Annotated in this window: 22 protein-coding genes; 9 read left to right on the forward strand and 13 right to left on the reverse strand. The window is 70.9% G+C overall.

Annotated features, from left to right (window positions below):
- The first annotated feature begins 266 nt into the window (after positions 1-266).
- Positions 267-1,193: a porphobilinogen synthase gene (hemB, locus tag FPT20_RS17270; RefSeq protein ID WP_233265670.1), complete on the forward strand. Its 927-nt coding sequence runs from the start codon at positions 267-269 to the stop codon at positions 1,191-1,193.
- Positions 1,190-2,542, forward strand: coding sequence for a glutamate-1-semialdehyde 2,1-aminomutase (gene hemL, locus FPT20_RS17275; protein ID WP_233265603.1), 1,353 nt, complete (start codon positions 1,190-1,192; stop codon positions 2,540-2,542). The genes hemB and hemL overlap by 4 nt, the downstream gene beginning before the upstream one ends.
- A 13-nt stretch (positions 2,543-2,555) precedes the next feature.
- Here the strand turns inward: hemL and FPT20_RS17280 are convergent, their stop codons facing one another.
- The 5 genes from FPT20_RS17280 to FPT20_RS17300 all read right to left on the reverse strand — a co-directional run bounded on the left by FPT20_RS17280 (position 2,556) and on the right by FPT20_RS17300 (position 7,600).
- Complete coding sequence (locus FPT20_RS17280; RefSeq protein WP_158867571.1) at positions 2,556-2,792, reverse strand: hypothetical protein; 237 nt, start codon at positions 2,790-2,792, stop codon at positions 2,556-2,558.
- Between the two features lie 150 nt (positions 2,793-2,942).
- Positions 2,943-4,196, reverse strand: coding sequence for a sugar ABC transporter permease (locus tag FPT20_RS17285; protein ID WP_158867573.1), 1,254 nt, complete (start codon positions 4,194-4,196; stop codon positions 2,943-2,945).
- Positions 4,193-5,023 (reverse strand): ATP-binding cassette domain-containing protein, encoded by an 831-nt coding sequence (locus FPT20_RS17290; protein WP_158868372.1) that lies wholly within the window; start codon positions 5,021-5,023, stop codon positions 4,193-4,195. Before FPT20_RS17290 ends, FPT20_RS17285 begins: the two co-directional genes overlap by 4 nt.
- A 123-nt stretch (positions 5,024-5,146) precedes the next feature.
- Entirely contained in the window at positions 5,147-6,268 is a 1,122-nt protein-coding gene (locus FPT20_RS17295) for an ABC transporter substrate-binding protein (protein ID WP_158867575.1), read from the reverse strand.
- A 147-nt stretch (positions 6,269-6,415) separates the two neighbouring features.
- The gene (locus tag FPT20_RS17300; RefSeq protein ID WP_158867577.1) at positions 6,416-7,600 is read right to left on the reverse strand and encodes an ROK family transcriptional regulator; all 1,185 of its coding nucleotides are present in this window, start codon (positions 7,598-7,600) and stop codon (positions 6,416-6,418) included.
- 87 nt (positions 7,601-7,687) lie between these two features.
- Between FPT20_RS17300 and FPT20_RS17305 the strand changes: the two genes are divergently transcribed.
- Positions 7,688-8,074 carry a hypothetical protein gene (locus tag FPT20_RS17305; RefSeq protein ID WP_158867579.1) on the forward strand — a complete coding sequence of 129 codons (387 nt, stop codon included), beginning with the start codon at positions 7,688-7,690 and terminating at the stop codon, positions 8,072-8,074.
- Between the two features lie 21 nt (positions 8,075-8,095).
- On the opposite strand, the gene FPT20_RS17310 is transcribed toward FPT20_RS17305, so the two are convergent.
- The 3 genes from FPT20_RS17310 to FPT20_RS17320 form a co-directional block, all read right to left on the reverse strand.
- A complete protein-coding gene (locus FPT20_RS17310; RefSeq protein ID WP_158867581.1) occupies positions 8,096-8,476 on the reverse strand; it encodes a DUF1304 domain-containing protein in 381 nt (126 codons plus the stop codon).
- Positions 8,477-8,506: 30 nt separating this feature from the next.
- Entirely contained in the window at positions 8,507-9,529 is a 1,023-nt protein-coding gene (gene acuI, locus FPT20_RS17315; protein WP_158867583.1) for an acrylyl-CoA reductase (NADPH), read from the reverse strand.
- Between the two features lie 247 nt (positions 9,530-9,776).
- On the reverse strand, positions 9,777-10,553 hold the full coding sequence (locus FPT20_RS17320; protein WP_158867585.1) for an isocitrate lyase/PEP mutase family protein: 777 nt from the start codon (positions 10,551-10,553) through the stop codon (positions 9,777-9,779).
- A 115-nt stretch (positions 10,554-10,668) separates the two neighbouring features.
- Here FPT20_RS17320 and FPT20_RS17325 point away from each other — a divergent pair, with 115 nt between their 5' ends.
- The gene (locus tag FPT20_RS17325; RefSeq protein ID WP_158867587.1) at positions 10,669-12,099 is read left to right on the forward strand and encodes an LssY C-terminal domain-containing protein; all 1,431 of its coding nucleotides are present in this window, start codon (positions 10,669-10,671) and stop codon (positions 12,097-12,099) included.
- Positions 12,100-12,103: 4 nt separating this feature from the next.
- Here FPT20_RS17325 and FPT20_RS17330 read toward each other — a convergent pair whose 3' ends face one another.
- Together FPT20_RS17330 and trhO are read right to left on the reverse strand one after the other, a co-directional pair.
- Positions 12,104-13,690 carry a cation:proton antiporter gene (locus tag FPT20_RS17330; protein ID WP_233265604.1) on the reverse strand — a complete coding sequence of 529 codons (1,587 nt, stop codon included), beginning with the start codon at positions 13,688-13,690 and terminating at the stop codon, positions 12,104-12,106.
- A gap of 5 nt (positions 13,691-13,695) precedes the next feature.
- On the reverse strand, positions 13,696-14,616 hold the full coding sequence (trhO, locus tag FPT20_RS17335; protein WP_158867591.1) for an oxygen-dependent tRNA uridine(34) hydroxylase TrhO: 921 nt from the start codon (positions 14,614-14,616) through the stop codon (positions 13,696-13,698).
- A 166-nt stretch (positions 14,617-14,782) separates the two neighbouring features.
- Between trhO and FPT20_RS17340 the strand changes: the two genes are divergently transcribed.
- On the forward strand, positions 14,783-15,571 hold the full coding sequence (locus tag FPT20_RS17340; RefSeq protein WP_199245894.1) for a polyprenol monophosphomannose synthase: 789 nt from the start codon (positions 14,783-14,785) through the stop codon (positions 15,569-15,571).
- A 9-nt stretch (positions 15,572-15,580) separates the two neighbouring features.
- Positions 15,581-16,111 (forward strand): YbhB/YbcL family Raf kinase inhibitor-like protein, encoded by a 531-nt coding sequence (locus tag FPT20_RS17345; protein ID WP_158867595.1) that lies wholly within the window; start codon positions 15,581-15,583, stop codon positions 16,109-16,111.
- 57 nt (positions 16,112-16,168) lie between these two features.
- Here FPT20_RS17345 and FPT20_RS17350 read toward each other — a convergent pair whose 3' ends face one another.
- Entirely contained in the window at positions 16,169-16,804 is a 636-nt protein-coding gene (locus FPT20_RS17350; RefSeq protein WP_158867597.1) for a LysE family translocator, read from the reverse strand.
- Between the two features lie 31 nt (positions 16,805-16,835).
- Here FPT20_RS17350 and FPT20_RS17355 point away from each other — a divergent pair, with 31 nt between their 5' ends.
- From FPT20_RS17355 to FPT20_RS17365, 3 genes are read left to right on the forward strand one after another with little or no spacing between them, the layout of a single operon-like run.
- Entirely contained in the window at positions 16,836-18,407 is a 1,572-nt protein-coding gene (locus FPT20_RS17355; protein WP_158867599.1) for an MmgE/PrpD family protein, read from the forward strand.
- Positions 18,407-19,306 carry a methylisocitrate lyase gene (gene prpB, locus FPT20_RS17360; protein WP_158867601.1) on the forward strand — a complete coding sequence of 300 codons (900 nt, stop codon included), beginning with the start codon at positions 18,407-18,409 and terminating at the stop codon, positions 19,304-19,306. The genes FPT20_RS17355 and prpB overlap by 1 nt, the downstream gene beginning before the upstream one ends.
- A gap of 49 nt (positions 19,307-19,355) precedes the next feature.
- Positions 19,356-20,483, forward strand: coding sequence for a bifunctional 2-methylcitrate synthase/citrate synthase (locus FPT20_RS17365; RefSeq protein WP_158867603.1), 1,128 nt, complete (start codon positions 19,356-19,358; stop codon positions 20,481-20,483).
- A gap of 71 nt (positions 20,484-20,554) precedes the next feature.
- Here the strand turns inward: FPT20_RS17365 and FPT20_RS17370 are convergent, their stop codons facing one another.
- Together FPT20_RS17370 and aspS are read right to left on the reverse strand one after the other, a co-directional pair.
- On the reverse strand, positions 20,555-21,742 hold the full coding sequence (locus FPT20_RS17370; protein WP_158867605.1) for an acetyl-CoA C-acetyltransferase: 1,188 nt from the start codon (positions 21,740-21,742) through the stop codon (positions 20,555-20,557).
- 45 nt (positions 21,743-21,787) lie between these two features.
- A complete protein-coding gene (gene aspS, locus FPT20_RS17375) occupies positions 21,788-23,101 on the reverse strand; it encodes an aspartate--tRNA(Asn) ligase (protein WP_158868374.1) in 1,314 nt (437 codons plus the stop codon).
- Positions 23,102-23,219: the final 118 nt, after the last annotated feature.

Consider the following 23,219-nt stretch of genomic DNA (forward strand, 5'->3'; position numbering starts at 1 on the left):
CCTCGTGAACCCGGCCGAGATTCGTGCTGAATGAGGCGTTTGACGGGGCGATACTCGACATTCGTGCCGAATCTGGAGGCGCGGCGCGAGCAGCGCGAGCGGCGCGAGCAGCGCCAGCGCAGCGTGAGCAGGGCCAGCGCAGCGCCAGCGCAGCGCAAGCAGCGCCAGCGCCGCCAGGCGACGCCCAGCGCAGCGGGCGTAGGGTTGACAGAGTGAGTGAGCTCCATCCCGTCATCCGTCCCCGGCGGCTCCGCCAGTCCCCGGCGATGCGTCGTCTGACCGCCGAGACGCGCCTCCACCCGGCCGAGCTGATCCTCCCCGTGTTCGTCCGCGAGGGCGCCTCCGAGCCCGTGCCGATCGCCTCCATGCCGGGCGTGGCGCAGCACAGCATCGACTCCCTGAAGCGCGCGGCCGTCGAGGCGGCCGAGGCCGGGATCGGCGGCATCATGCTGTTCGGCGTGCCCGAGACCCGCGACGCGGTCGGGTCGGCGGCGACCGATCCCGACGGCATCCTCAACGTCGCGACCGCCGCCGTAGCGGCTGAGGTCGGTGACGCCATCGTCGTTCAGACCGACCTCTGCCTCGACGAGTTCACCGACCACGGCCACTGCGGTGTCCTCGACGGCGCGGGCCACGTCGACAACGATGCGACACTCCTCCGATACCGCGACATGGCGCTCGCTCAGGCCGAGGCCGGGTCGCAGCTGCTCGGTCTCAGCGGCATGATGGACGGTCAGGTGGCCGCCGTGCGCGAGGCCCTCGACGACGCCGGCCGCACCGACGTGGTCCTTCTGGCCTACTCGGCCAAGTACGCCTCCGGCTTCTACGGCCCGTTCCGCGAGGCCGTCGACTCGCAGCTCTCCGGCGACCGCCGCGCCTACCAGCAGGACCCGGCGAACCGGCGGGAGGGGCTGCGCGAGGCTCGGCTCGATCTCGACGAGGGCGCCGACATCGTCATGGTGAAGCCCGCCCTGTCCTACCTCGACGTGTTGAGCGACGTCGCCGCCATCAGTGACGTGCCCGTCTGGGCCTACCAGGTCTCCGGCGAGTACGCGATGGTCGAGGCGGCGGCCGCGAACGGCTGGATCGACCGCGAGCGCATCATCGAGGAGACCCTCGTCGGCGCGCGGCGGGCGGGGGCCGATGCCGTCATGACCTACTGGGCCGTCGAGGTCGCGGGGTGGCTCCGATGACCGGCGAGACCTCCGACCTGCAGGCCGTCGCCGACGGCGCCGCCATCGGCGACGTCAACCTCGCGCAGTTCGAGCGCGCGCAGCGCGTCATCCCCGGAGGCGTCAACTCGCCCGTCCGCGCCTTCCGGTCGGTGGGAGGCACGCCACGCTTCCTCGTGTCCGCGAGCGGCCCGTACGTGACCGACGCGCAGGGCCGCCGGTACGTCGACCTCGTCGCCTCGTGGGGCCCGGCGATCCTCGGCCACGCGCACCCGGCCGTCGTGGCGGCCGTACAGGAGGCGGCTGCCCGCGGGCTCTCGTTCGGCGCCTCCACCCCCGCGGAGACCGAGCTGGCGGAGGCGGTCATCGCCCGGGTGCCGCTCATCGAGAAGCTGCGGCTCGTCTCCACCGGCACGGAGGCGACGATGAGTGCGATCCGGCTGGCTCGCGGCTATACCGGGCGTCCGCTCCTGATCAAGTTCGCGGGGCACTACCACGGGCACTCCGACGGCCTCCTCGCCGAGGCCGGCTCGGGGCTCGCGACGCTCGCCCTCCCGGGCTCGGCCGGCGTCACCGAGGCGACCGCCGCGCAGACGATCGTGCTGCCGTACAACGATCTGGAGGCGGTCCGCGCGGTCTTCGAGGCGCAGGGGCCGGACATCGCCGCCGTCATCACCGAGGCCGCCGCCGCCAACATGGGCGTTGTCCCGCCGGACCCGGGGTTCAACGCCGCGCTGACCGACCTCGCGCACGAGTACGGCGCGCTCCTCATCCTCGACGAGGTGCTGACCGGGTTCCGTGTCGGCGAGGCGGGTTACTGGGGCCTCGACCGCGGTTACGCGCCGGACCTCTTCACGTTCGGCAAGGTCGTCGGAGGCGGCATGCCGCTCGCCGCACTCGGCGGCCGCGCGGAGCTCATGGACTTCCTCGCTCCGACCGGGCCCGTGTACCAGGCGGGCACCCTCTCCGGCAACCCGGTCGCCGTCGCCGCGGGTCTCGCGACGCTCGCGCTCGCCGACGAAGCGGTCTACGACCGGCTCGACGTCGTGGCCGATGCGATCTCGTCGGGAGTGTCGGAGGCCCTCAGCGTCGCCGGTGTCGCGCACCGCGTGCAGCGCGCCGGCAACCTGTTCAGTTTCGTCTTCGGCGAGTACGACACCGCTCCGCGGACCTACGCCGACGTCCAGCGGCAGGAGGCCTACCGGTACCGCGCGTTCTTCCACGCGATGCTGGACGCCGGGGTGTCCCTCCCGCCGAGCGTCTTCGAGGCGTGGTTCGTCACGGCCGCGCACGACGACGTCGCGGTCGGCCGCATCCTCGAGGCGCTCCCGGCCGCGGCACGAGCGGCGGCCGCAGCCCTGCCCGCCTAGGGGAGCGTCCGGCTCACTCGTCCGAGACGGACGGGGCGCGCGACAGCGACTCGACGTACGTGTAGGTCGCCGAACCGGGCCAGCCGTCGGCGTCCAGCAGGGCGTACACGTCGAACATGAGGGTCCCGCCTCCGCCCGCCGGCCGCCGCAGGGTCCGGGGAGGCGAGTCGGAGGCGGATCTCACCGTGACCGTCTGCGGCTCGGTGCCGGCGCGCAGCAGCCGGGCGCGGAAGGTGGTCGTGCGGGTCACCTCTCCACACTCCCACACGCCGCCCGCACAGCGAAGAGCGCCCCCTCGCCGCCGGACCGCTGAGCCGGACTGCGGAGCCGGCGTGCGGCGCCGAGGGGGCGCTCCTGCTGTGCCAGCCCCCTTCGGGTCGGGGCTGGAGCGGGCGGGTCGCTAGGCCTGCCCGTGCGACTCCCGCGACCGCCGCGACAGCGAGTCGATGATCACGGCGAGCAGCAGCACCGCGCCCGTGATCATGAAGCGGTAGGAGGAGTCGAGGTTCAGCAGCGTGAGGCCGTTCGAGATGGACTGGATCACGAGGATGCCGAGGAGGGCCGACCACGCCGAGCCGCGTCCGCCGAACAGGCTCGTCCCGCCGATGACCGCCGCCGCGATCGCGTTGAGGTTGGTGTCCGTGCCTCCCGAGCCGGCGCCCACGGAGGCGAGCCGGGCCGCCGCCAGGATGCCGCCGACCGCCGCGAACGTCGAGCAGAGGATGAAGACGCTGATGAACACGCGGTTCACCTTGATGCCGGCGCGGCGTGCGGCCTCCACCGACCCGCCGACCGCGAAGACCGAACGGCCCCAGCGGGTGCGGGTGAGGAGGAAGTTCATCACGATGACGAGGATCACGAAGAACAGGAACATGGCCCCCGTGCCGCGGTCGGTGGACAGGTACCAGACGCTGATGCACAGCCCGATGAGGAGGAGGACGGCCTTGATCAGCACGAGCGTCATCGAGCCCTCGGAGAGCCCGGCCTTGCGGCGGCGCGCGTTCCGGCGCCAGTCCGACCAGAACATGCCGCCCGCGGCGATGACCGCCAGGGCGTAGGCCGCCCACGGCGGGAGGAACATCTGCTGGGCGAACTGGACGATCCAGGAGTCGTACGGGAGGTTGATCGAGCTGTTCGGGCCGAGGATCCACAGCTGGACCCCGAGGAACCCGAGGAGGCCGGCGAGCGTGATCACGAAGCTCGGCACGCCGAACCGCGTGAAGAGGAAGCCGTACAGCAGGCCGATGGCGCTGCCCGCGAGGATCGCGACGATGAGGGTCAGCGCGAGCGGCCAGTGCAGCTGGGTGAAACCGACGCCCAGGATCGCCGCGGCCACGCCGCTGACGGAGCCGACCGACAGGTCGATCTGGCCGAGCAGCAGCACGAGCACGATGCCGATCGAGATGGTGCCGATCGCGGCGCACTGGAGGGTCAGGTTGACCAGGTTGTTGGCGCTCAGGAAGTTGGGGTTCAGGAGCTGGAACACGACCCAGATCACGATCAGGCCGACGACGACCGGGAGGGATCCGAGGTCGCCGCCGCGCACGCGGCGACCGAACCCGCGGACCGCGCCTCGCAGTCCCTCCTCGCGGATCAGCCGCTCGTCCTGGAGGTCGGCCGCCAACTCGGCCGGGGTCTCTGCTGCCTTGGTCATGCTTCCGGGCTCCGTTCGGGTGCTTCTTCGGCTTCCATGAGCCGCTCGGCGCGCCGGACCACGACGTTGTCGGTGGCGCCGGTGATCGCCGAGATGATCTCCTCGTAGCTGACATCGGGGACGCGGAAGTCCCCGTTGTTGCGGCCGAGCCGCAGCACCGCCACCCGGTCGGCGACGGCCTGCACGTCGGCCATGTTGTGACTGATCAGGATCACGCCGAGCCCGCGCTCGCGCAGCCGCTCGATGAGGTTCAGCACCTCGGCGGTCTGGGCGACGCCCAGGGCGGCGGTCGGCTCGTCCAGGATGACGACGCGCGGGTCGCCGATGAGCGAGCGCGCGATCGCGACGGTCTGCCGCTGGCCGCCCGAGAGGGAGGCGACGGCGATGCGGACCGAGGGGATGCGCGCGGACAGCTGCCGGAGCAGGCTCCAGGAGCGCTTCTCCATCTCCTCCTCGTCGAGCGTCCCGCGGCTGATCTCGCGGCCGAGGAAGAGGTTCGAGACGACGTCGAGGTTGTCGCACAGGGCGAGGTCCTGGAACACGGTCGCGATGCCGAGCTCGCGCGACGCCGAGGGGGAGGCGATGCTCACCTCCTGGCCGTCGAAGGTGATGGTGCCGGTGTCCTGCGGGTGCACGCCCGCAAGGATCTTGACGAGGGTCGACTTGCCGGCGCCGTTGTCGCCGACGAGCGCGACCACCTCGCCGGGGTAGACGTCGAGGTGGATGTCGGTGAGCGCCTGCACGGCGCCGAAGCCCTTCGAGATGCCCTTGAGGGACAGGACGGGCTGGCGGGCTGACCTCTCCTGTTCCGCGATCGCGGATTCCATGGTCACGGCGTTCTCCTTCGAGCTGTGTGGATCGGTGGTGTTTCGCCCTGCTGGTCCAAGGCTACGGCGGAACCATCCGGCCCGGGATGCGCGATCTCGCACCCCGGGCCGGACGGTCTGGTGTTACTTGATGCCGTACTTGTCGCACGCCGCCTTGTAGTCCGGGGTGCAGATCTTCGAGACGGAGTCGGGGCCGTAGAACTGGTCCTTGACGACCGTCGACTCGATGTTGTCGGTGGTCACCGCGACCGGCGTCAGGAGGATCGACGCGATCTTCGCGCCGCCCGCCGTCTGGACGTCCGTGGTCTGCTCGGACGGCTTCTGGCCCTTGGTCAGAGCGATGGCGAGCGTGGCCGCCTGCTCCGCCTCCGGCTTCAGCGCCTTGTAGACGGTCATGTACTGGTCGCCGGCGAGGATCCGCTGGATGCCCGCGAGCTCAGCGTCCTGACCCGTGACCGGGGGGAGCGGGCTGACGTTGGCCGCCTTCATGGCCGCGATCGCGCCACCGCCGGTGCCGTCGTTCGCGGCGTAGACGCCCTTGATCTGGTCCTTGAACTGCGAGACCTGGCCGGACACCCAGTCCTGGGCCTTCGCGGGGTCCCATCCTGGGGTGTCGAACTCGGCGAGCACCTTGTAGCCGCTGGAGTCGATGACGCTGTGCGCGCCCTTCTTGAACAGGGTGGCGTTGTTGTCCGTCGGCGAGCCGTTGACCATCAGGATGCCGCTGCCCGAGGCCACGCCGTCCTTCTTCAGCTTGTCGACCAGCGCGGTCGCCTGCAGCTTGCCGACCTTCTCGTTGTCGAACGAGATGTAGTAGTTCAGGTCGGGGCTGTTGATGAGGCGGTCGTAGGAGATGACCGGGACCTTCTTGGCCTTCGCCTCGCCGACGATCGAGGCCGCGGCCTCACCGTCGAACGGGTCGAGGACGAGGACCTTCACGCCCTGGGTCAGCATGGACTCGGCCTGCTGCTGCTGCTTGCTGGCGTCGCCGTCGGCGTTCGCGTAGAGGACCTTGCAGCCGGAGCAGAGCTCCTTGACCTTGGCCTCGAAGAACGGCTTGTCGGCCGATTCGTACCGGGCGGTGACGGAGTCGGGGAGGAGGAGCCCGATCTGCGCGGTCGACGCGCCGGACGTGTTGTTCCCCGAGCTGCTGTTGCCGGACCCGTTCGAACAGGCTGTGAGGGTGACGGCGGTGAGCAGGATCGCTGCGGATGCGATGACCGCTCTCTTGGTGGCGATCTTCATTGAAAAACCTCCGATTCGGGACCGCCTTCGTTGGCGGCTGGGTTGAGTGTGTCAGTTCGGAGAATTGGCGTCAAGACTTGAATTCAACAGTTTCGATAACGGTTCGTCACGCTTTCGGGGGGCGGCCCGCGCGGGTGCCGGGCGCGGTCAGGCCGAGACGGCGGCGGTCGGGGTCACCGACACGCAGTCGACCGCGTACGCGACGGCGCCGAGCGCCGCCGCACGGGGCCCCAGCTGGGCCTGCACGATGTCCGGCATGAGGTCCTGGTTCACGATGATCGAGCGCTCGACGGCGTGCCGGAGCGGCCCGAGGAGGAGCTCACCGGCCCGCGAGAGCTCGCCGGCGACGATCACGCGCTCGGGGTCGATGAGGTTGCAGAGGTTGGCCGTCGCGACCCCGATGTGCCGCCCGGCGTCGGCGATGGCCCGGATGCACCGGGCGTCGCCCGCCATGGCCTGGATGACGACGTCGCCGAGCTTGAGGCTGCCGAGGTGGTCGCGCAGCTCGTCGAGGATCGCGGGGCCGCCGGCGATCGCCTCCAGGCAGCCGCGGTTGCCGCAGCGGCACAGGGGGCCGTTCTCGCGGATCGTCGTGTGGCCGAACTCGCCGGCCACCCCGTTGGTGCCGCGGAACAGCTGGCCGTTCAGGAGGAGCCCGGCGCCGATGCCGTCGCCGATGTCGAGCGTCACCGTGGTGCGCTTCCCGCGCCCGGCCCCGAACCGCGACTCGGCGAGAGCGGTCAGGTTGGCGGCGTTGTCGACGAAGACCGGCCGCTTCACACGGCGCTCCATGGCGTCCGCCACGACGACGCCGTCCCACCCGCGCATGATCCCGCTGCGCGCCGTCGTGCCGGTCGCACGGTCGACCGGAGCGGGGAGCGCGATGCCGACGGCGAGCAGGTCGTCGCGGGTCGCATCCACCGAGTCGAGCATGTCCGTGAGCAGCATCGAGACCTTGTCGAGCTCGTTGTCGGCCCGGTGGTCCTTGGCGAGGGGCATGTGATTCTCGGCGACCACCGTGTGGGCGACATCGGCGAGGGCGACGCGCAGGTGCCGGGTCGAGAAGTGGACGCCGACGACGAGCCCGAGCGCGTGGGCCAGCGTGACGTGCTGGGCGCGCCTCCCGCTGCGGATGCTCTGCGTGGTGTGCAGGACGCCGGAGCCGGACAGCTCCTTCACGATGTTGGAGACGGTGGCGGGGGAGAGGCCCGTCGCCCCCGCGAGCTCGACCTGCGTCAGGCCGCCGTGCTTCTTGATGGCGTCGACGATGCGGGCCCGGTTGGCTTCACGAAGTGAAGTCTGCGAGCCCGGAGTTCGCCGCTGCGTTGCCACGAGCAGAAGGATACATGCAGCCCAACGGTTATCGGTTTGTGAGGTTCACCGGTCCCCGCGCACGCGGCCGCTTGGCAGGATAGAGGTATGGCCGACCTTCACGTTCACCCGGACCGCTTGGAGATCCATCTGACGCCGGCCGAGAAGGTGCTCGCCTTCAAACGCGAAGACCTCGTGATCGATCGCGACGCGATCAAGTCGGTCGCCATCACCGAGGACCCGTGGATCTGGATCCGCGGCATCCGGGCGCCGGGCGCCGCCGTGCCGCTGACGCTCTCGGTGGGCACCTGGAAGTTCCACGGCGGCAAGGACTTCCTGGTGATCAAGGGCAAGCAGCGTCCCGCGGTCGTGATCGACCTCGAGGGCTCCGAGTACTCGCGGGTGATCGTCTCGACCACCCACGCGGCCCGCCTCATCGAGGCGCTGCGGGTCGACGTGAGCGAGATCCCCGCGGATGGCGAGATCATCGACTGACGCCGCGCGGGCGCGGGTTGCTCAGCTGAGCAGCATGAGCACGATGCCGGCGAGCGGGAGCACACCCTGCACGATGGCGGGGCGGAGGTAGCCGCGCCCCGTCGTCACCAGCACCACGGCGGCGGCGGCCATGCTCGCCATCGCGAACAGGATGAGCGCGAGGCCCGGGCCGCGCATGCCGACGCCGTAGAGCACCAGGCCGATGATCGCGCCGACGGCGAGGAACAGGTTGTAGAACCCCTGGTTGTACGCCATCGGCCGGAGGGTGTCCGCGGCGGCCTGACCGGGGACGTTGAAGCGCCTCCACACCGACGGACGCGTCCACGCCACGCTCTCGAGGAAGAAGATGACGACGTGGAGCACCGCCGCGAGGGTGACCACGACCGTGGCGAGGACGATCATGCGGTCAGCATAGCGACCGGGCGGCGGCTGTCAGGCGCGCACATCGATCACGGTCCGGCCGCGCAGCCGTCCCGCCAGGATGTCCTCCGCCGCGGGGATCGCGTCCGCCAACGGGAGGAACGAGGTCATCGCGGCGAGCGCCTCCTCGTCGAGCGAGTCGCCCAGCCGGCGCCAGGCCGTGTCGCGCAGGGCGGCCGGCGCCTCCACGGAGTTGATCCCGACGAGTGTGACGGCCCGCAGGATGAACGGCATCACGGTGGCCGGGAGGTCGGGGCCGGCCGCGAGACCGCAGGCGGCGACCACGCCGCCGTACCGGGTCTGCGCCAGCGCGTTCGCGAGGGTGTGGCTGCCGACGGAGTCGACCACGGCCGCCCAGCGCTGCTGCTGGAGGGGCCGGCCCGGGTCGGCGAGCTCCTCCCGATCGATGATCGCCTCGGCGCCGAGGTCCGTCAGGTAGTCGCCCTGCTCCTCCGCGCGACCGGTGGAGGCGGTGACCGGGTACCCGAGGCCCGCCAGGAGGGCGACGGCTACCGACCCGACGCCGCCGGCGGCACCCGTGACGAGCACGCTGGTGCCGCTGGCGCGCACCTCCGCAGGGTCGAGCCCGTGGCGTTCCAGCGCGAGGACGGCGAGCATGGCCGTGAACCCGGCGGTCCCGATCGCCGCCGCCTGCGCACTGGTCAGCGAGTCCGGCACCCGGACGAGGGCGTCGCCGCGGACCCGGGCCCGCTCGGCCAGGCCGCCGTGGTGCTTCTCGCCGATGCCGTCCCCGTTGAGCACGACGCGGTCGCCGGGACGCCACCGCGGGTCGTCCGAGGCCTCGACGGTGCCGACCAGGTCGATCCCGGGGATGAGCGGCGAGGTGCGGGCCACGCCGGGACGCCCGGCGATCGCGAGGCCGTCCTTGTAGTTGAGATCTGAGTATTCGACCGCGACGGTGACATCGCCCGGCATCAGGAAGTCGTCGGCGACCCTCCTGACCTCGGCTGTGTGGGCGGTGACCCGCCCTCCCTCGATCTCCTGCTCGATGACAATCGCCCGGAAGTCGCCCATGCGCTCACCCTACGCTCGCCCCTCGGGGTGCGAGATTCGTGCCGAATGTGGGGCTGCGAGGCGCACAGCGCAACATTCAGCACGAATGCGTCGTTGCGCCCGCGCTCGCCGTGCTCCGGAGGTGTGAGATTCGTGCCGAATGTGGGGCTGGGAGGTGCGCAAAGCGACATTCAGCACGAATGTTGCCCCCGCGCCAGCGGCACGAGGCACGAGGCACAAGCACGAGGCACAAGCACGAGGCACCGCCTCAGGTCAGCACCTGCGTCCCCTCGGGGAGGCTCCCCCCGGCGTACAGTGCGTGTGCCGTCTCGAGCAGTGCCGTGAGCGCCACCCGCTGCGTCCACGGCCCGTACGAGACCCGAGCGACGCCGAGCTCCTGGAGGCGCGCCGGCGGGAGGGACCCGGGGACGGCGATGACGCTGAGCCGGCGCTCGCCGAGGCCTCCGACCAGCCGCTGCACCGTCCGCTCGTCGAGCCTGCCGGGCACGAACACGCAGGTGGCGCCCTCGTCGAGGAAGGCGCGGCCGCGGCGCACCGCCTCCTCGATCTTCTCGTCGTCGGTGGGGAACGCGTCGCGCAGGAAGACGTCGGTCCGAGCGTTGAGCGCGAAGGGGACGCCCTCGGCGGCGGCGGCCGAGACAGCGGCACGCACGGCGGCGACGGCCTCGTCGAAGGGCTTCATCTGGTCCTCGAGGTTCGCGCCGACGACGCCCACGTCGATCGCGCGCCGGATGGTCTCGCCGGCGTCGCCGTAGCCGGCCTCGAGGTCGGCGCTGACCGGGAGGTCCGTGACGGCGACGATGCGACCCACCATGTCGAGCATCAGGTCGAGCGGGATGCGCTCCCCGTCGGGGTAGCCGAGCGTCGCGGCGATGGAGTGGCTCGCCGTGGCGAGCGCGCGGGTCTCGGGAACCTGCGCGACGACGCGGGCGCTGATCGCGTCCCAGACGTTGACGACCTGCAGGAGTTCGGGGGCTTCGTGGAGGCGCCGGAGCTCGGCGCCGCGCTCGCGGATGTCCGTCATCCCCCCACACTACGACCGCGCACCGGTGCGAGATTCGTGCTGAATGTGGGCTCTCAGGCGCGGAAAGCGACATTCAGCACGAATGTGGCGCCCCGGCGCGCCGTACGATGTGCCCATGTCCGAGACGAACGGGCCCGTCGACGTCCCGAAGACGCGGTCGGCGAAGGCGCGGAGGGTGCCGATCAGCGCCGTCGTCGACTACGCCTTCTTCGTCTTCGGGGGGATCGCCGCCATCTGGCTCGCGTGGCTGGTGATCACCGAGAGCTTCTCGTGGGGCTGGTTCCTCGTCCTGTTCTTCCTGCTGTTCTGGGTGCTGCTCGCCTATCTGGTGCTCCCGCGCCTCCACCGGATCCTCACCGAGATCTACGTGCCCGATTACTTCATCGGGCGCGCGCGGACCAGCGACGGCCTGCTCGGCGACCCGATCAACCTGGCGGCCGTGGGGACGGAGGCGCAACTCGACAAGGCCATGAGGGAGGCGGGCTGGACCCGGGCGGATGCCATCACGCTCCGCACCAGCTGGCTCATCATCGCCTCCACGCTGCTCCGCCGCAGCTACGACGAGGCCCCCGTCAGCCCGCTGTTCCTGTTCGGCCGCCAGCAGGACGTCGCCTACCAGCAGGAGGTGGAGGGGAACCCGGCGAAGCGGCACCACGTCCGCTTCTGGCGCTGCCCCGACGGCTGGCTGCTGCCCGGTGGCCACGGGGTCGACTGGCTCGCGGCCGGCACCTTCGACCGTTCCGTCGGCTTCTCGCTGTTCACGCTGCAGATCACCCACAAGATCGACGCGAACACCGATGTCGAGCGGGACCACGTCGTCGCGACGCTGAAGCACGCCGACGTCGGTGTCGACGTCTCGACCATCAAGGACTTCTCGACCGGCTACCACGCGCGCAACGGGGGAGGCGACAGCATCGAGACGGACGGCGACCTGCCGATCATCGACCTGAGCGCCGTGTCGACGGACGCGCGAGCCGACGCCGTCGCCGAGGACGCCGTTGCGCGCCGGATCGCCCTCGCGGAGCGCCGGCCGGTCCCGACCGCGCTCGGCGTCCTTCTGATGTTCCTCCGGGTCATCGCGGGCGTGGTCTATCTCGCCCTGACGGTTTCCGACTGGAACGGATTCGTGAGCAGCCAGCTCGCCGAATCGACGACGACGCTCGACCCCCGGGAGCAGACGCTGGCGGCCGTAGCGCTCGCGGTGGTCATGGCCCTGTTCGGTGCGGGGCTGGTCATCTACTCCCTCCTGGCGCTGCTCATTCTCTTCGGCAGCAACTGGGCCCGCGTGGCCGCGATGTCGTACAGCACCTTCCTGATCGTGCTGACGGCGATCGACTTCTTCGACGGCGGGAAGCAGGTCTCGCTGCGGAACAACCTCCTCGGGCTGCCGCTCGACATCCTCGTCGTGATCGCGCTGTCCGCGCAGAGCGCCAGCCTGTGGGCGCGCCGGCCGCGCGCCTACTCGGGCAGGCGCGGAGAGCGCCTCCTCAACCCCGCGGCGGTCGCGGCGGTCCGGGCGCCCGCGGACGACACCACGCTGAGCTGAGCGCTCACATCATCGACTTGCGGCCACCCGGACCGGAGGACTTCAGCGCCGCCTCCTCGGCGTCGAGGAAGGCGAGCACCGAGCGGACGGCGGGCTCCTGGTAGCGGCCCTCGGCCCGGGCCGCGAGCACCGCCTCCCGCTCGGCCGAGATCATGGACCGCCGCAGCCGCTGGTACTCGATCGGGGCGTCCTCGTGGTCCTCGGGCGTGGGGTTCTCGAGGGCCTCCGACAGGAACACGGCGTTGATGCGGAGGCGTTCGATGACGCGCTCGTCCTCGTCGCCGGTGACCTTCGACTCGAGGTGCTCCAGCCCCGCCGACTGGGCTTCGGCGAGCAGGCGCTGCATCTCGCTGGCCTCCTGCGCGAAGTCGGGAGGCGGCAGCCGCAGCCGGCGGATCACCCAGGGCAGGGCGAGCCCCTCGAGCAGGGTCGCGACGACGACCACGAAGGCGAGGAACTGCAGGAACTCCCGGTGCGGCGTCGACGCCGGCAGGAGGAAGGCCGCGGCCAGGGTGACCACCCCGCGGATCCCGGCGAACGAGACGGCGATGCCGGTCGGCCAGGACCAGCGGCGCTCGCGCAGCCGCTCGGGCCCGTACCGGTACAGGGCCGTGGTCATCACCATCCAGGCGAACCGTGCGAGCACGAGTGCGATGAGCACCACGACGCTGATCCCGATGGTCTGCGGAACGGTGATGCCGGAGGTGAACGCACCGGAGAGGATCGTCCTCAGCTCGAGGCCGATGAAGAGGAACACGGCGTTCTCGAGCAGGAAGCTGACCGTGCGCCAGTTGATCGTCTCGGCGATGCGCGCCTCCGCCGTCTGGATCGTCGGCGAGCGGAAACCCAGGTAGAGACCGGCCGAGACGACCGCGAGCACCCCCGAGCCGTGGAGGAACTGCGAGGGGATGAAGGCGAGGTACGGCGTGATGAGGGCGAGGGAGGTGTCGAGCACGGGCGAGCGCAGCCGCTTCCGGACCTGCGCGACGATCCACGCGACGGCGAGCCCGACGCCGGAGCCGACGACGACCGCCAGGACGAAGTCGCCGGCGATCGACCACGGGTTGACGACGCTGACGATGGCCGCGATGCTCGCGTTCAGCGCCACCAGCGCGGTCGCGTCGTTGAGCAGGCTCTCGCCCTCCAGCAGGGTCACGAGGCGTCGGGGGAGATGCACGCGGCCGGCGACCGCCGTCACGGCCACGGTGTCGGTCGGCGCGACCACGGCCCCGAAGGCGAAGGCCGCCGCCACCGTGATCGCGGGGACGACCAGCCACGTCGCGAAGCCGACGACCAGCACGGTGAAGGCGACGAGACCGACCGAGAGGAGGAGGATGCCGTCACGCCTCGCCCGGACGTCGACGATCGAGGTCTGGATCGCGGCGGCGAAGAGCAGCGGAGGGAGCAGGCCGTACAGCACCAGTTCCGGCTCCAGCTGCACCTCCGGGACGCCCGGGATGAAGGAGGCGGCCGCCCCGACCGCGACCAGCACGACCGGAGCCGACCAGCCCACCCGCCGCGACAGGCCGGTGACGACGACCGTGACCAGGACGAACGACACGATCCAGACGATGGTGATGACCGGATCCATGATGCTCATGATGGTCGCAACGGCGCAGCGGCAGCAATGCTTCCGGCGTGACGCTCACAGACGGTCCCGCCGCACGCCTCGCACACGACGAGCTGCTCGCGACAGCTCGGATCGGCGCAGTTCCGCATCCGGCTCGTCGCGTCGCCGCAGACCGCGCAGTGCCCGATCGTCGCGGGGGTGCCGCTGAAGGACACCGAGCCGCGGCCGTCGAACACGTACAGCGACCCCTCCCACAGGCCCGCGTCGCCGAAGCGCTCGCCGTAGCGGACGATCCCGCCGTCGAGCTGGTAGACCTCGCCGAAGCCGCGGCTCCGCATGAGACCCGATAGCACTTCGCACCGGATGCCGCCCGTGCAGTAGGTGACGACGGGCTTGTCCTTCAGGTGGTCGTAGCGCCCGCTGTCGAGTTCGGCGACGAAGTCGCGCGTGGTGGAGACGTCCGGCACGACGGCTCCGCGGAACCGTCCGATCTCCGCCTCGAAGCGGTTGCGGCCGTCGAACAGGACGACGTCGTCGCGCTCGGAGAGGAGCCGGTGGAGGTCGTCGGGGGCGAGGCGCGTGCCCCCGCCGACGACGCCGCCGTCGTCGACCTCGAGCTCGTCGGGGGCGCCGAACGAGACGATCTCGTCGCGCACCTTCACCGACAGCTTCGGGAAGTCGACGCTGCGTCCCTCCTCGTCGAGCCCGGTGCCCTCGCTCCACTTCACGTCGAGTTCCCGGAAGCCCGGGTACTCCCTGGTCCGGCGGACGTACCGCTTCACTGCGGCGAGCTCGCCGCCCAGCGTGCCATTGATGCCGTGCGGCGAGAGGAGGATCCGGCCGCGGAGGCCGAGGCCCTCGCAGAGCTCTCGCTGCCAGAGCCGGACGGCCTCCGGGTCGCTCAGCGGGGTGAACGCATAGAAGAGGAGAACCTTCGGCACGGCCATCGGACCATGGTAGGCGAGCCGCGTCCGGGACGCGCCGGCCGCGGGACGGCGCCCCTCGCTGCGAGTCCCGGAAGAATCGTTAGTCTGCCGTTCAGCAGAATGGGGCATCGTAGAGGTAGCGTCCGTGAGACCTGAGGGGCGCCGGCAGCGGCAGAAGGGCGGGTCCTTGCGAACCCTGGTCATCATCCCCACCTACAACGAGCGGGAGAACATCGGCCCGATCGTGGGACGGCTGCGTGCGTCGGTGCCCGAGGCCGATGTGTTGATCGTGGATGACGGGTCGCCGGATGGGACCGGTGAGCTGGCGGATGCGCTCGCGGCGACCGACGGGAACGTGTTCGTCCTGCATCGCACGGCGAAGGAGGGGCTCGGCGCCGCGTACCGGGAGGGGATCCGCTGGGCGCTCGATGCCGGGTACGACGCCGTGGTCGAGATGGACGCGGATGGTTCGCACCAGCCCGAGCAGCTGCCGCGGCTGCTGGACGCGGTCCGCGGTCACGATGCGGCAGACCCGACGGCCGGCGCGGATCTGGTCCTGGGCTCCCGATGGGTGCCGGGCGGCAGCGTGGTCAACTGGCCGGCGTCGCGGCGACTGATCTCGCGTGGCGGGAGCACCTACTCGCGGCTGATGCTCGGCGTGCCGATCCGGGACATCACCGGAGGGTACCGGGTGTTCACCGCCGAGGCGCTGCGCCGGATCCGGTTCGAGCAGACCGAGAGCCAGGGGTACTGCTTCCAGATCGACATGGCCCGCCGTGCCTATGAGGCCGGTCTTGCGGTCGCGGAGGTGCCGATCACGTTCGTCGAGCGCGAGCGCGGCTCCTCCAAGATGAGCAGCGGAATCGTCGTGGAGGCGATGGCCCGGGTGACCCTGTGGGGCATCACCGGGCTGCCGCACCGGTTCCGCCACCGCGAACCCGTCCAGGTGGTGAGCGAGCCGGCACAGGGGGCGTAGGTTGACGTCATGAGCGAAGACCCCCTGGCGCGCTTCGGCGCCGTGCCCCAGTTCACCCTGACCAGCGACGACGTCGCCGACGACCGTCCGCTCTCCCGCGAGCAGTGGGGAGCCGGCGGCGGTGGCGGCGACATCTCGCCCCAGCTGTCGTGGAGCGGCTTCCCGGCTGAGACGAAGAGCTTCGCCGTGACCATCCACGACCCCGACGCCCCGACCGGTTCCGGCTTCTGGCACTGGGCCGTCTACAACATCCCGGCGTCGGTCACCTCGCTGCCCGCGAACGCCGGTGCCGAGGGAGGCGCGAACCTCCCGCAGGGCGCCGCGATGCTGTCGAACGAGCTCGGCTCGAAGAGCTTCACCGGAGCCGGCCCTCCTCCCGGGACGGGCACGCACCACTACCACATCGTCGTGCACGCCCTCGATGTGGACCACCTCGACCTCGACCCGGCGTCGACGCCCGCGGTGCTCGGCTTCAACGCGCACTTCCACACGCTCGCCCGTGCCGTGCTCACACCGGTGGCGACGGCCGGCGACATCTGATCGGACGACGGGCGGGGCGACGCGCCAGGTGGCACGCGCCGCTCGGCGCCGCACGGATCAGTGCTTCGCGCCGGTGAGCGCCAGCACGCCTCCCAGGCCGATCATGAGCGCCCCGCCCGTCGCGCCGAGCCGCTCCACCCGCTTCGGCGAGCGTCCGAACCACTCGCGCGCCGTCCCGGCGACGAGCGCCCAGACGCTGTCGGAGATCAGCGCGAGGGCGAGGAACACCAGCCCGAGCTCCAGGAGCTGCAGCGGGATCGACCCGGCGTGGTAGTCGACGAACTGGGGGAGCACGGCCACGAAGAACACGAGCGACTTCGGGTTCGTCAGACCGACGATGAAGCCCTCGCCGAGGATCCGCCAGGGTGAGCGATACAGCACCGCCTCGTGCGTCACCGCGGTGTGCCTGCGGTGCCGGATGGCCTGGATCCCGAGGTAGACGAGGTAGGCGGCGCCGGCGAACTTGATGATCGTGAACAGGACGAGCGACTGCGCGACGACGGCTCCGATCCCGATCGCCACCGCCGCGATGAGCGGGAGCATCCCGATCGCGTTGCCCACGACGCTGAGGAGGCCGCCGAGCCTCCCGAGCGCCAGCGACCGGCCGATCACGAAGAGCACGCTCGGGCCGGGCACGACGATGAGGGCCAGCGACGCGAGCGCGAAGGCGAGCAGCGACTCGGCGGGGACCATGTCGGCAGCGTAGGGGAGGTAGGTTCGATACGTGAAGCTCCACGACGTCCGTGTCCATAGAAGCGACGAGAACCTCGCCCGGGAGGACCAGCTCGCGTGGTCGATCGCCCGGGTCGCGGCCGATCCCGTGGAGGTGGACTCCGACGTCGTCGACATGGTGGTCAACCGGGTGATCGACAATGCCGCCGTGGCCGCCGCCTCCCTCACCCGCCGGCCCGTCGTGTCGGCCCGCTCGCAGGCGCTGGCGCACCCGCTGCCGGTCCGCGAGCTGGAGGAGCTCACCGCGAGCACCGATCATCCGCAGGACGGCTCGACCGTCTTCGGCGAGCGCCCCGAGGTGCGCGTCTCGCCGGAGTGGGCGGCCTGGGCGAACGGCGTGGCGGTGCGCGAGCTCGACTTCCACGACACCTTCCTGGCGGCCGAGTACTCGCACCCGGGTGACAACATCCCGCCGGTCACCGCTGTCGCCCAGCACGCCGCGCGAGCCTTCGGGCTGACCGGTCGCGACCTGATCCGCGGCATCGCCACCGGCTACGAGATCCAGATCGACCTGGCGCGCGCGATCAGCCTCCACAAGCACAAGATCGACCACGTCGCCCATCTGGGACCGTCGGCCGCGGCGGGCATCGGGACGCTGCTGCACCTCCCGCCCGAGGTGATCTTCCAGGCGATCGGGCAGGCCCTCCACACGACCACCGCCACCCGCCAGTCGCGCAAGGGTGAGATCTCGAGCTGGAAGGCGCACGCCCCGGCCTTCGCCGGCAAGATGGCCGTGGAGGCGATCGACCGGGCGATGCGCGGCGAGACCAGCCCGACCCCGATCTACGAGGGCGAGGACGGCGTCATCGCCTGGCTGCTCGATGGTCCGGAGGCGTCGTACCGGGTCCCGCTGCCGGAGCCGGGGGAGCCGAAGCGCGCCATCCTCGACTCGTACACCAAGGAGCACTCGGCCGAGTATCAGGCGCAGGCGTGGATCGACCTCGCCCGCAAGCTGCACCGCGAGCACCCGGAGGCGGCCGACCCGTCGCGCGTGGAGAGCATCGTCATCCACACCTCGCACCACACCCACTACGTGATCGGCTCGGGGGCGAACGACCCGCAGAAATACGATCCGACCGCCTCGCGCGAGACCCTCGACCACAGCATCCCGTACATCTTCACCGTCGCCCTGCAGGACGGCGGCTGGCACCACGTCGAGTCGTACCTGCCGTCGCGCGCGGGCCGCCCCGACACGGTGGCGCTCTGGCGCAAGGTCACGACGACCGAGGACGCCGAGTGGACGCGTCGCTACCACTCGACCGATCCCGCGGAGCAGGCGTTCGGCGGCCGCGTGGTGATCACGCTCACCGACGGCCGCGTCATCGCCGACGAGATCGCCGTGGCGGACGCCCACCCGCTCGGTGCCCGGCCGTTCGCGCGCGCCGACTACGTCGCGAAGTTCCGGACCCTCGCCGCCGACGCGCTCGAGGAGGCGGAGATCGAGCGGTTCCTCGCGGTCGCCGAGCGCCTCCCGGAGCTCACCGCCGCCGAGCTCGGCGGCCTCACCATCACCGCGCGCCCGGGGCTGCTCGCCGGCTCGCCCGCGCCGAAGGGACTGTTCTGATGCTGTACTCCTCCCTCCCCGCCCACGAGAAGCGCGCAGCGTTCCGTGCCCGGCTGGCCTCCGGCGAGCTCGTGCGGATGCCCGGCGCGTTCAACCCGCTGAGCGCCCGGCTGATCGAGCGCAAGGGCTTCGAGGGCGTCTACATCTCGGGCGCCGTGCTCTCGGCCGACCTCGGGCTGCCGGACATCGGCCTCACCACGCAGACCGAGGTCGCGGGCCGCTCGGCCCAGATCGCGCGCATGACGGACCTCCCCGCGCTCGTCGACGCCGACACCGGCTTCGGCGAGCCCATGAACGTCGCCCGCACCGTGCAAGCGCTGGAAGACGCCGGCGTGGCCGGCCTCCACATCGAGGACCAGGTCAACCCCAAGCGGTGCGGCCACCTCGACGGCAAGCAGGTCGTCGACGAGGAAACCGCGCTCAAGCGCATCCGGTCGGCCGCCGACGCCCGCCGCGACGCGAATCTCCTCATCATGGCGCGCACCGACATCCGCGCGGTCGAGGGCCTGGAGGCGGCGATCGACCGGGCGAAGGCCCTCGTCGACGCGGGCGCCGACGCGATCTTCCCGGAGGCGATGGCCGACCTCGCCGAGTTCGAGGCCGTGCGCCAGGCGGTCGACGTGCCGATCCTCGCCAACATGACCGAGTTCGGGAAGAGCGACCTCTTCACCGTCGACCAGCTGCGCGACGTCGGGGTGAACATCGTCATCTGGCCGGTGTCGCTCCTCCGCTTGGCCATGGGCGCCGCCGAGCGCGGGCTCGACCAGCTCGTCTCGGGTGGAACGCTCGAGCCGATGCTCGGCGACATGCAGCATCGCGCCGACCTCTACGACCTGATTGACTACGAGGGGTACACCGCGTTCGACACGTCGGTGTACAACTTCGAGGTCCGGCGCTAGTCCGCCGGGCCCCTCCCATCACGAGCCAGCAGCGAAGGAGCGCCGAGCCATGACCGACCCCGAGATCCACAGGGGCCTCGCCGGGGTGGTCGTCGACACGACCACCATCTCGTCCGTGAACCCCGAGACCAACTCGCTGCTGTACCGCGGGTACCCCGTGCAGGAGCTCGCGAAGAACTGCTCCTTCGAGGAGGTCGCCTACCTCCTCTGGCACGGCGAGCTGCCCTCGACGGACGAGCTCATCGCGTTCGAGGCGCAGGAGCGCTCGCTCCGCGTCCTCGATGAGCGGACCCGCCGCGCCATCGACGACGTCCCGGCGTCCGCCCACCCGATGGACGCCCTCCGCACCGCGGTGAGCGAGCTCGGCGCCCTGGACGAGACCCTCCAGCAGCCCGGCGCGATCCTCGACCCGGAGCTGAACCAGACCCGGGCCGTCCACCTGCTGGCGCAGCTGCCGACGATCGTCGCCTACGTCCAGCGCCGCGGTCGCGGCCTCGAGGCCGTCGAACCGCGCGACGACCTCGACTACGCGCGCAACTTCCTCTACATGACCTTCGGCGAGGTGCCGGACGACGTGGTCGTCGACGCCTTCCGGGTGTCGCTCGTGCTCTACGCGGAGCACTCGTTCAACGCCTCCACCTTCACGGCCCGCGTCATCGCCTCGACGCTCTCCGACGTCTACTCGGCGGTCACCGGGGCGATCGGCGCGCTGAAGGGTCCGCTGCACGGCGGCGCCAACGAGGCGGTCATGCACGCCTTCGACGAGATCGGCTCCGCCGACCGTGCGGAGCCGTGGCTCGACGAGGCCCTCGCCGCGAAGCGGAAGATCATGGGCTTCGGCCACCGGGTCTACAAGCACGGCGACTCGCGGGTCCCGACCATGCGCGCCTCCCTGGTCGACCTCGTCGAGCACTACGACCGTCAGGAGCTCCTCGACCTCTACGAGGCCCTCGAGAACGCGATGGCCGAGCGCAAGAACATCAAGCCCAACCTCGACTACCCGTCGGGCCCGGCCTACAGCCTCATGGGGTTCGACACCGAGACGTTCACGCCCCTCTTCGCGGCCGCTCGCGTGACCGGCTGGACGGCCCACGTGTTCGAGCAGTACGCCGCGAACTCGCTGATCCGGCCGCTCTCGCAGTACACCGGGCCCGCGGAGCGCCACCTGGCGCGCTGAGCCCCCACACCGAGAAGCGCCCGGAGCCGACGGCCCCGGGCGCTTCCGTGTCATAGACACTGTCGACGCGGTCAGCGCCAGAGGAGCAGCGCCTCGCCCTGGCCGCCGCCGCCGCAGAGAGCGACGGCCGCGCGGCCGGAACCGCGCCGCGCGAGCTCGTGAGCCGCATGCCCCGCGAGCCGAGCACCCGAGGCGCCGATAGGGTGGCCGAGCGCGATCGCGCCCCCGTGCAGGTTGACCTTCTCGTCGCTGAGGCCGAGGTCGGCCATCGACTGCAGGGCAACGGCCGCGAACGCCTCGTTGATCTCGACGAAGTCGAGGTCGCCGACCGTCCAGTCGGTGCGGGCGAGCGCCGCGGTGATCGCGTTCGAGGGCTGCGAGTGGAGGGAGTTGTCGGGCCCCGCGACTTGGCCGGGAGCCCCGACGAACGCCAGCCAGTCGAGCCCGAGCCGCTCGGCGTTCTCGCGGCTGGTGAGCACGAGCGCGGCGGCGCCGTCGCTCAGCGGCGACGAGTTGCCCGCGGTGAGCGTGCCTCCCTCGGCGAAGCTCGGTCGGAGGGTCGCCAGGGACTCCGGCGTCGAGTTCGGCCGGACGCCCTCGTCGGCGTTGACCACGACCGGGTCGCCCTTGCGCTGCGGGATCGTCACCGGTGCGATCTCGTCCGCGAAGACCCCGGAGGCGGTGGCCGCGCCGGCGCGCTGGTGCGAGCCCGCCGCGAACGCATCCTGCGCCTCCCGAGTGAGGCCGAGCTTCTCGGTGTACTGCTCCGTGGAGGCGCCCATCGAGATCCCGTCGAAGGCGTCGGTGAGCCCGTCGTGAGCGGCCGAGTCGAGCGCCTGGATCGAGCCGTACGACCAGCCGAGGCGCGAGCCCGGGAGGACGTGCGGTGCGTTCGTCATCGACTCCTGGCCCCCGGCCACGACGACCGTCGCCTCGTTGGAGCGGATCAGGCGGGCGGCGTCGGTGACCGCCGCGAGGCCGGAGAGGCACACCTTGTTGATCGTTGTCGCAGGCACGTTCCACCCGATGCCGGCGGCGATGGCGGTCTGCCGCGCCGGGTTCTGGCCGGCCCCGGCCTGCAGCACCTGGCCGAAGATGACGGCGTCGACGTCGGCGGCGCTCACCCCCGACTGCTCGATTGCGCGCTTGAGTGCAACAGTGCCCAGCTGCACCGCGGTCAGCGATGCGAGCGAGCCCTTGATCTTGCCGAACGGGGTGCGGGCGGCCGAGAGGATGACGACCTCGGTGGTCGGAGACATGGCGACACTCCTTTATGTCAGGGGTGCCTCCATTGTGTCACCGGCCTACGGGGTGAGGCGGGTGGGGCCGCGGAAGAGGTAGGTCGTCTCGCGCAGGTTCGACAGGTGCAGCATGAGCATGAGCACGCGCGCGAGCCCCATGCCGAAGCCGCCGTGCGGCGGGATGCCGTACCGGAACGTGGCGAGCACGTCCTCCAGCTCCTCCACCGACAGGCCCTTCTCGACGGCCTGCTTCTCGAGGATGTCGACGCGGTGCTCGCGCTGCGCGCCCGTGGAGATCTCGACGCCGTTGAAGATGAGGTCGTAGCTCTTGGTGAGCGACGGGTTCTCCTCGTAGCGCATGTGGTAGTACGGGCGGATGCTCGCCGCGTAGTCGGTGAGGAACACGAACTCGTGCCCGTACTGCTCCTTCACGTACGCGGAGATCCGGCGCTCGCCCTCCGGGTCCATGTCGTCGTCCTCGCGCGGGACCTCGTAGCCGCCCTCGGCCACGATGCGCTTCGCCTCGGCGAGCGGGATGCGCGGGAACGGCGTCGACGGGACGGTGACCTCGACGCCGAACAGCGCCTCGATCTCCTCGCCGTGCTTCTCCTTGACGGCGGTGAAGCCGGCGACCAGCAGCTCCTCGTGCACCTTCATGACGTCCTCGTGGCTGTCGATCCAGCTCAGCTCGGTGTCGATGCTGGTGAACTCCGTGGCGTGGCGGCTCGTGAAGCTCGGGTCGGCGCGGAACGCCGGGCCGATCTCGAACACGCGACCGAAACCGGCGGCCTGTGCCATCTGCTTGAAGATCTGCGGGCTCTGCGCGAGGTAGGCGGTGGTGTCGAAGTACGGCAGCTCGAACAGCTCGGCGCGCGACTCGGAGGCGGACGCCATGAGCTTCGGGGTGTGGATCTCGACGAAGCCGTTCTCGACCCAGTACTGGCGGAGGGCGTGCTCGAACGTGGTCTGCACGCGGAAGATGAGGTTGTGCTTCGGCTCGCGGAGGTCGAGGAAGCGCCAGTCCATGCGCTTGTCGATGCCGCTGTCGGCGGCGATCGGCGTCTCGGGGATCGCGGCGGTCTCGACCGTGAGCGATTCGATCCGGATCTCGATGCCGCCGAGCTTCACGCGCTCGTCGTGCTTGAGCTGGCCGGTGACACGCACGAACGAACCCTGAGAGAGTCCGGAGATGGTGGTGGCGGGCTCGTCCGCGACGACGGTGCCGTCCTCCGCGGTGGTGCGGGGGTTCACGAGCTGGACCGCGCCCGACTCGTCGCGCAGCACGACGAACTGCACCTTCTTCTGATCGCGGACGGTCTCGACCCATCCGGCGACACTGACGGGGCCGTCGGTGCGGGCGGCGAGGTCCTTGATCAATACGCGTGAAGTCACGGTCACCTAGCCTACCGCCCGCGATTCGGCCGGGCACCGGGTCCGCGGGCCGCGACGAGGGAGGCGCGCTCAGTGAATTCAAGGGATGCGGCTCCGTAGACTG

Origin of the sequence: Leifsonia sp. AG29 (assembly GCF_009765225.1) — a bacterium.
Classification (GTDB): Bacteria; Actinomycetota; Actinomycetes; order Actinomycetales; family Microbacteriaceae; genus Leifsonia.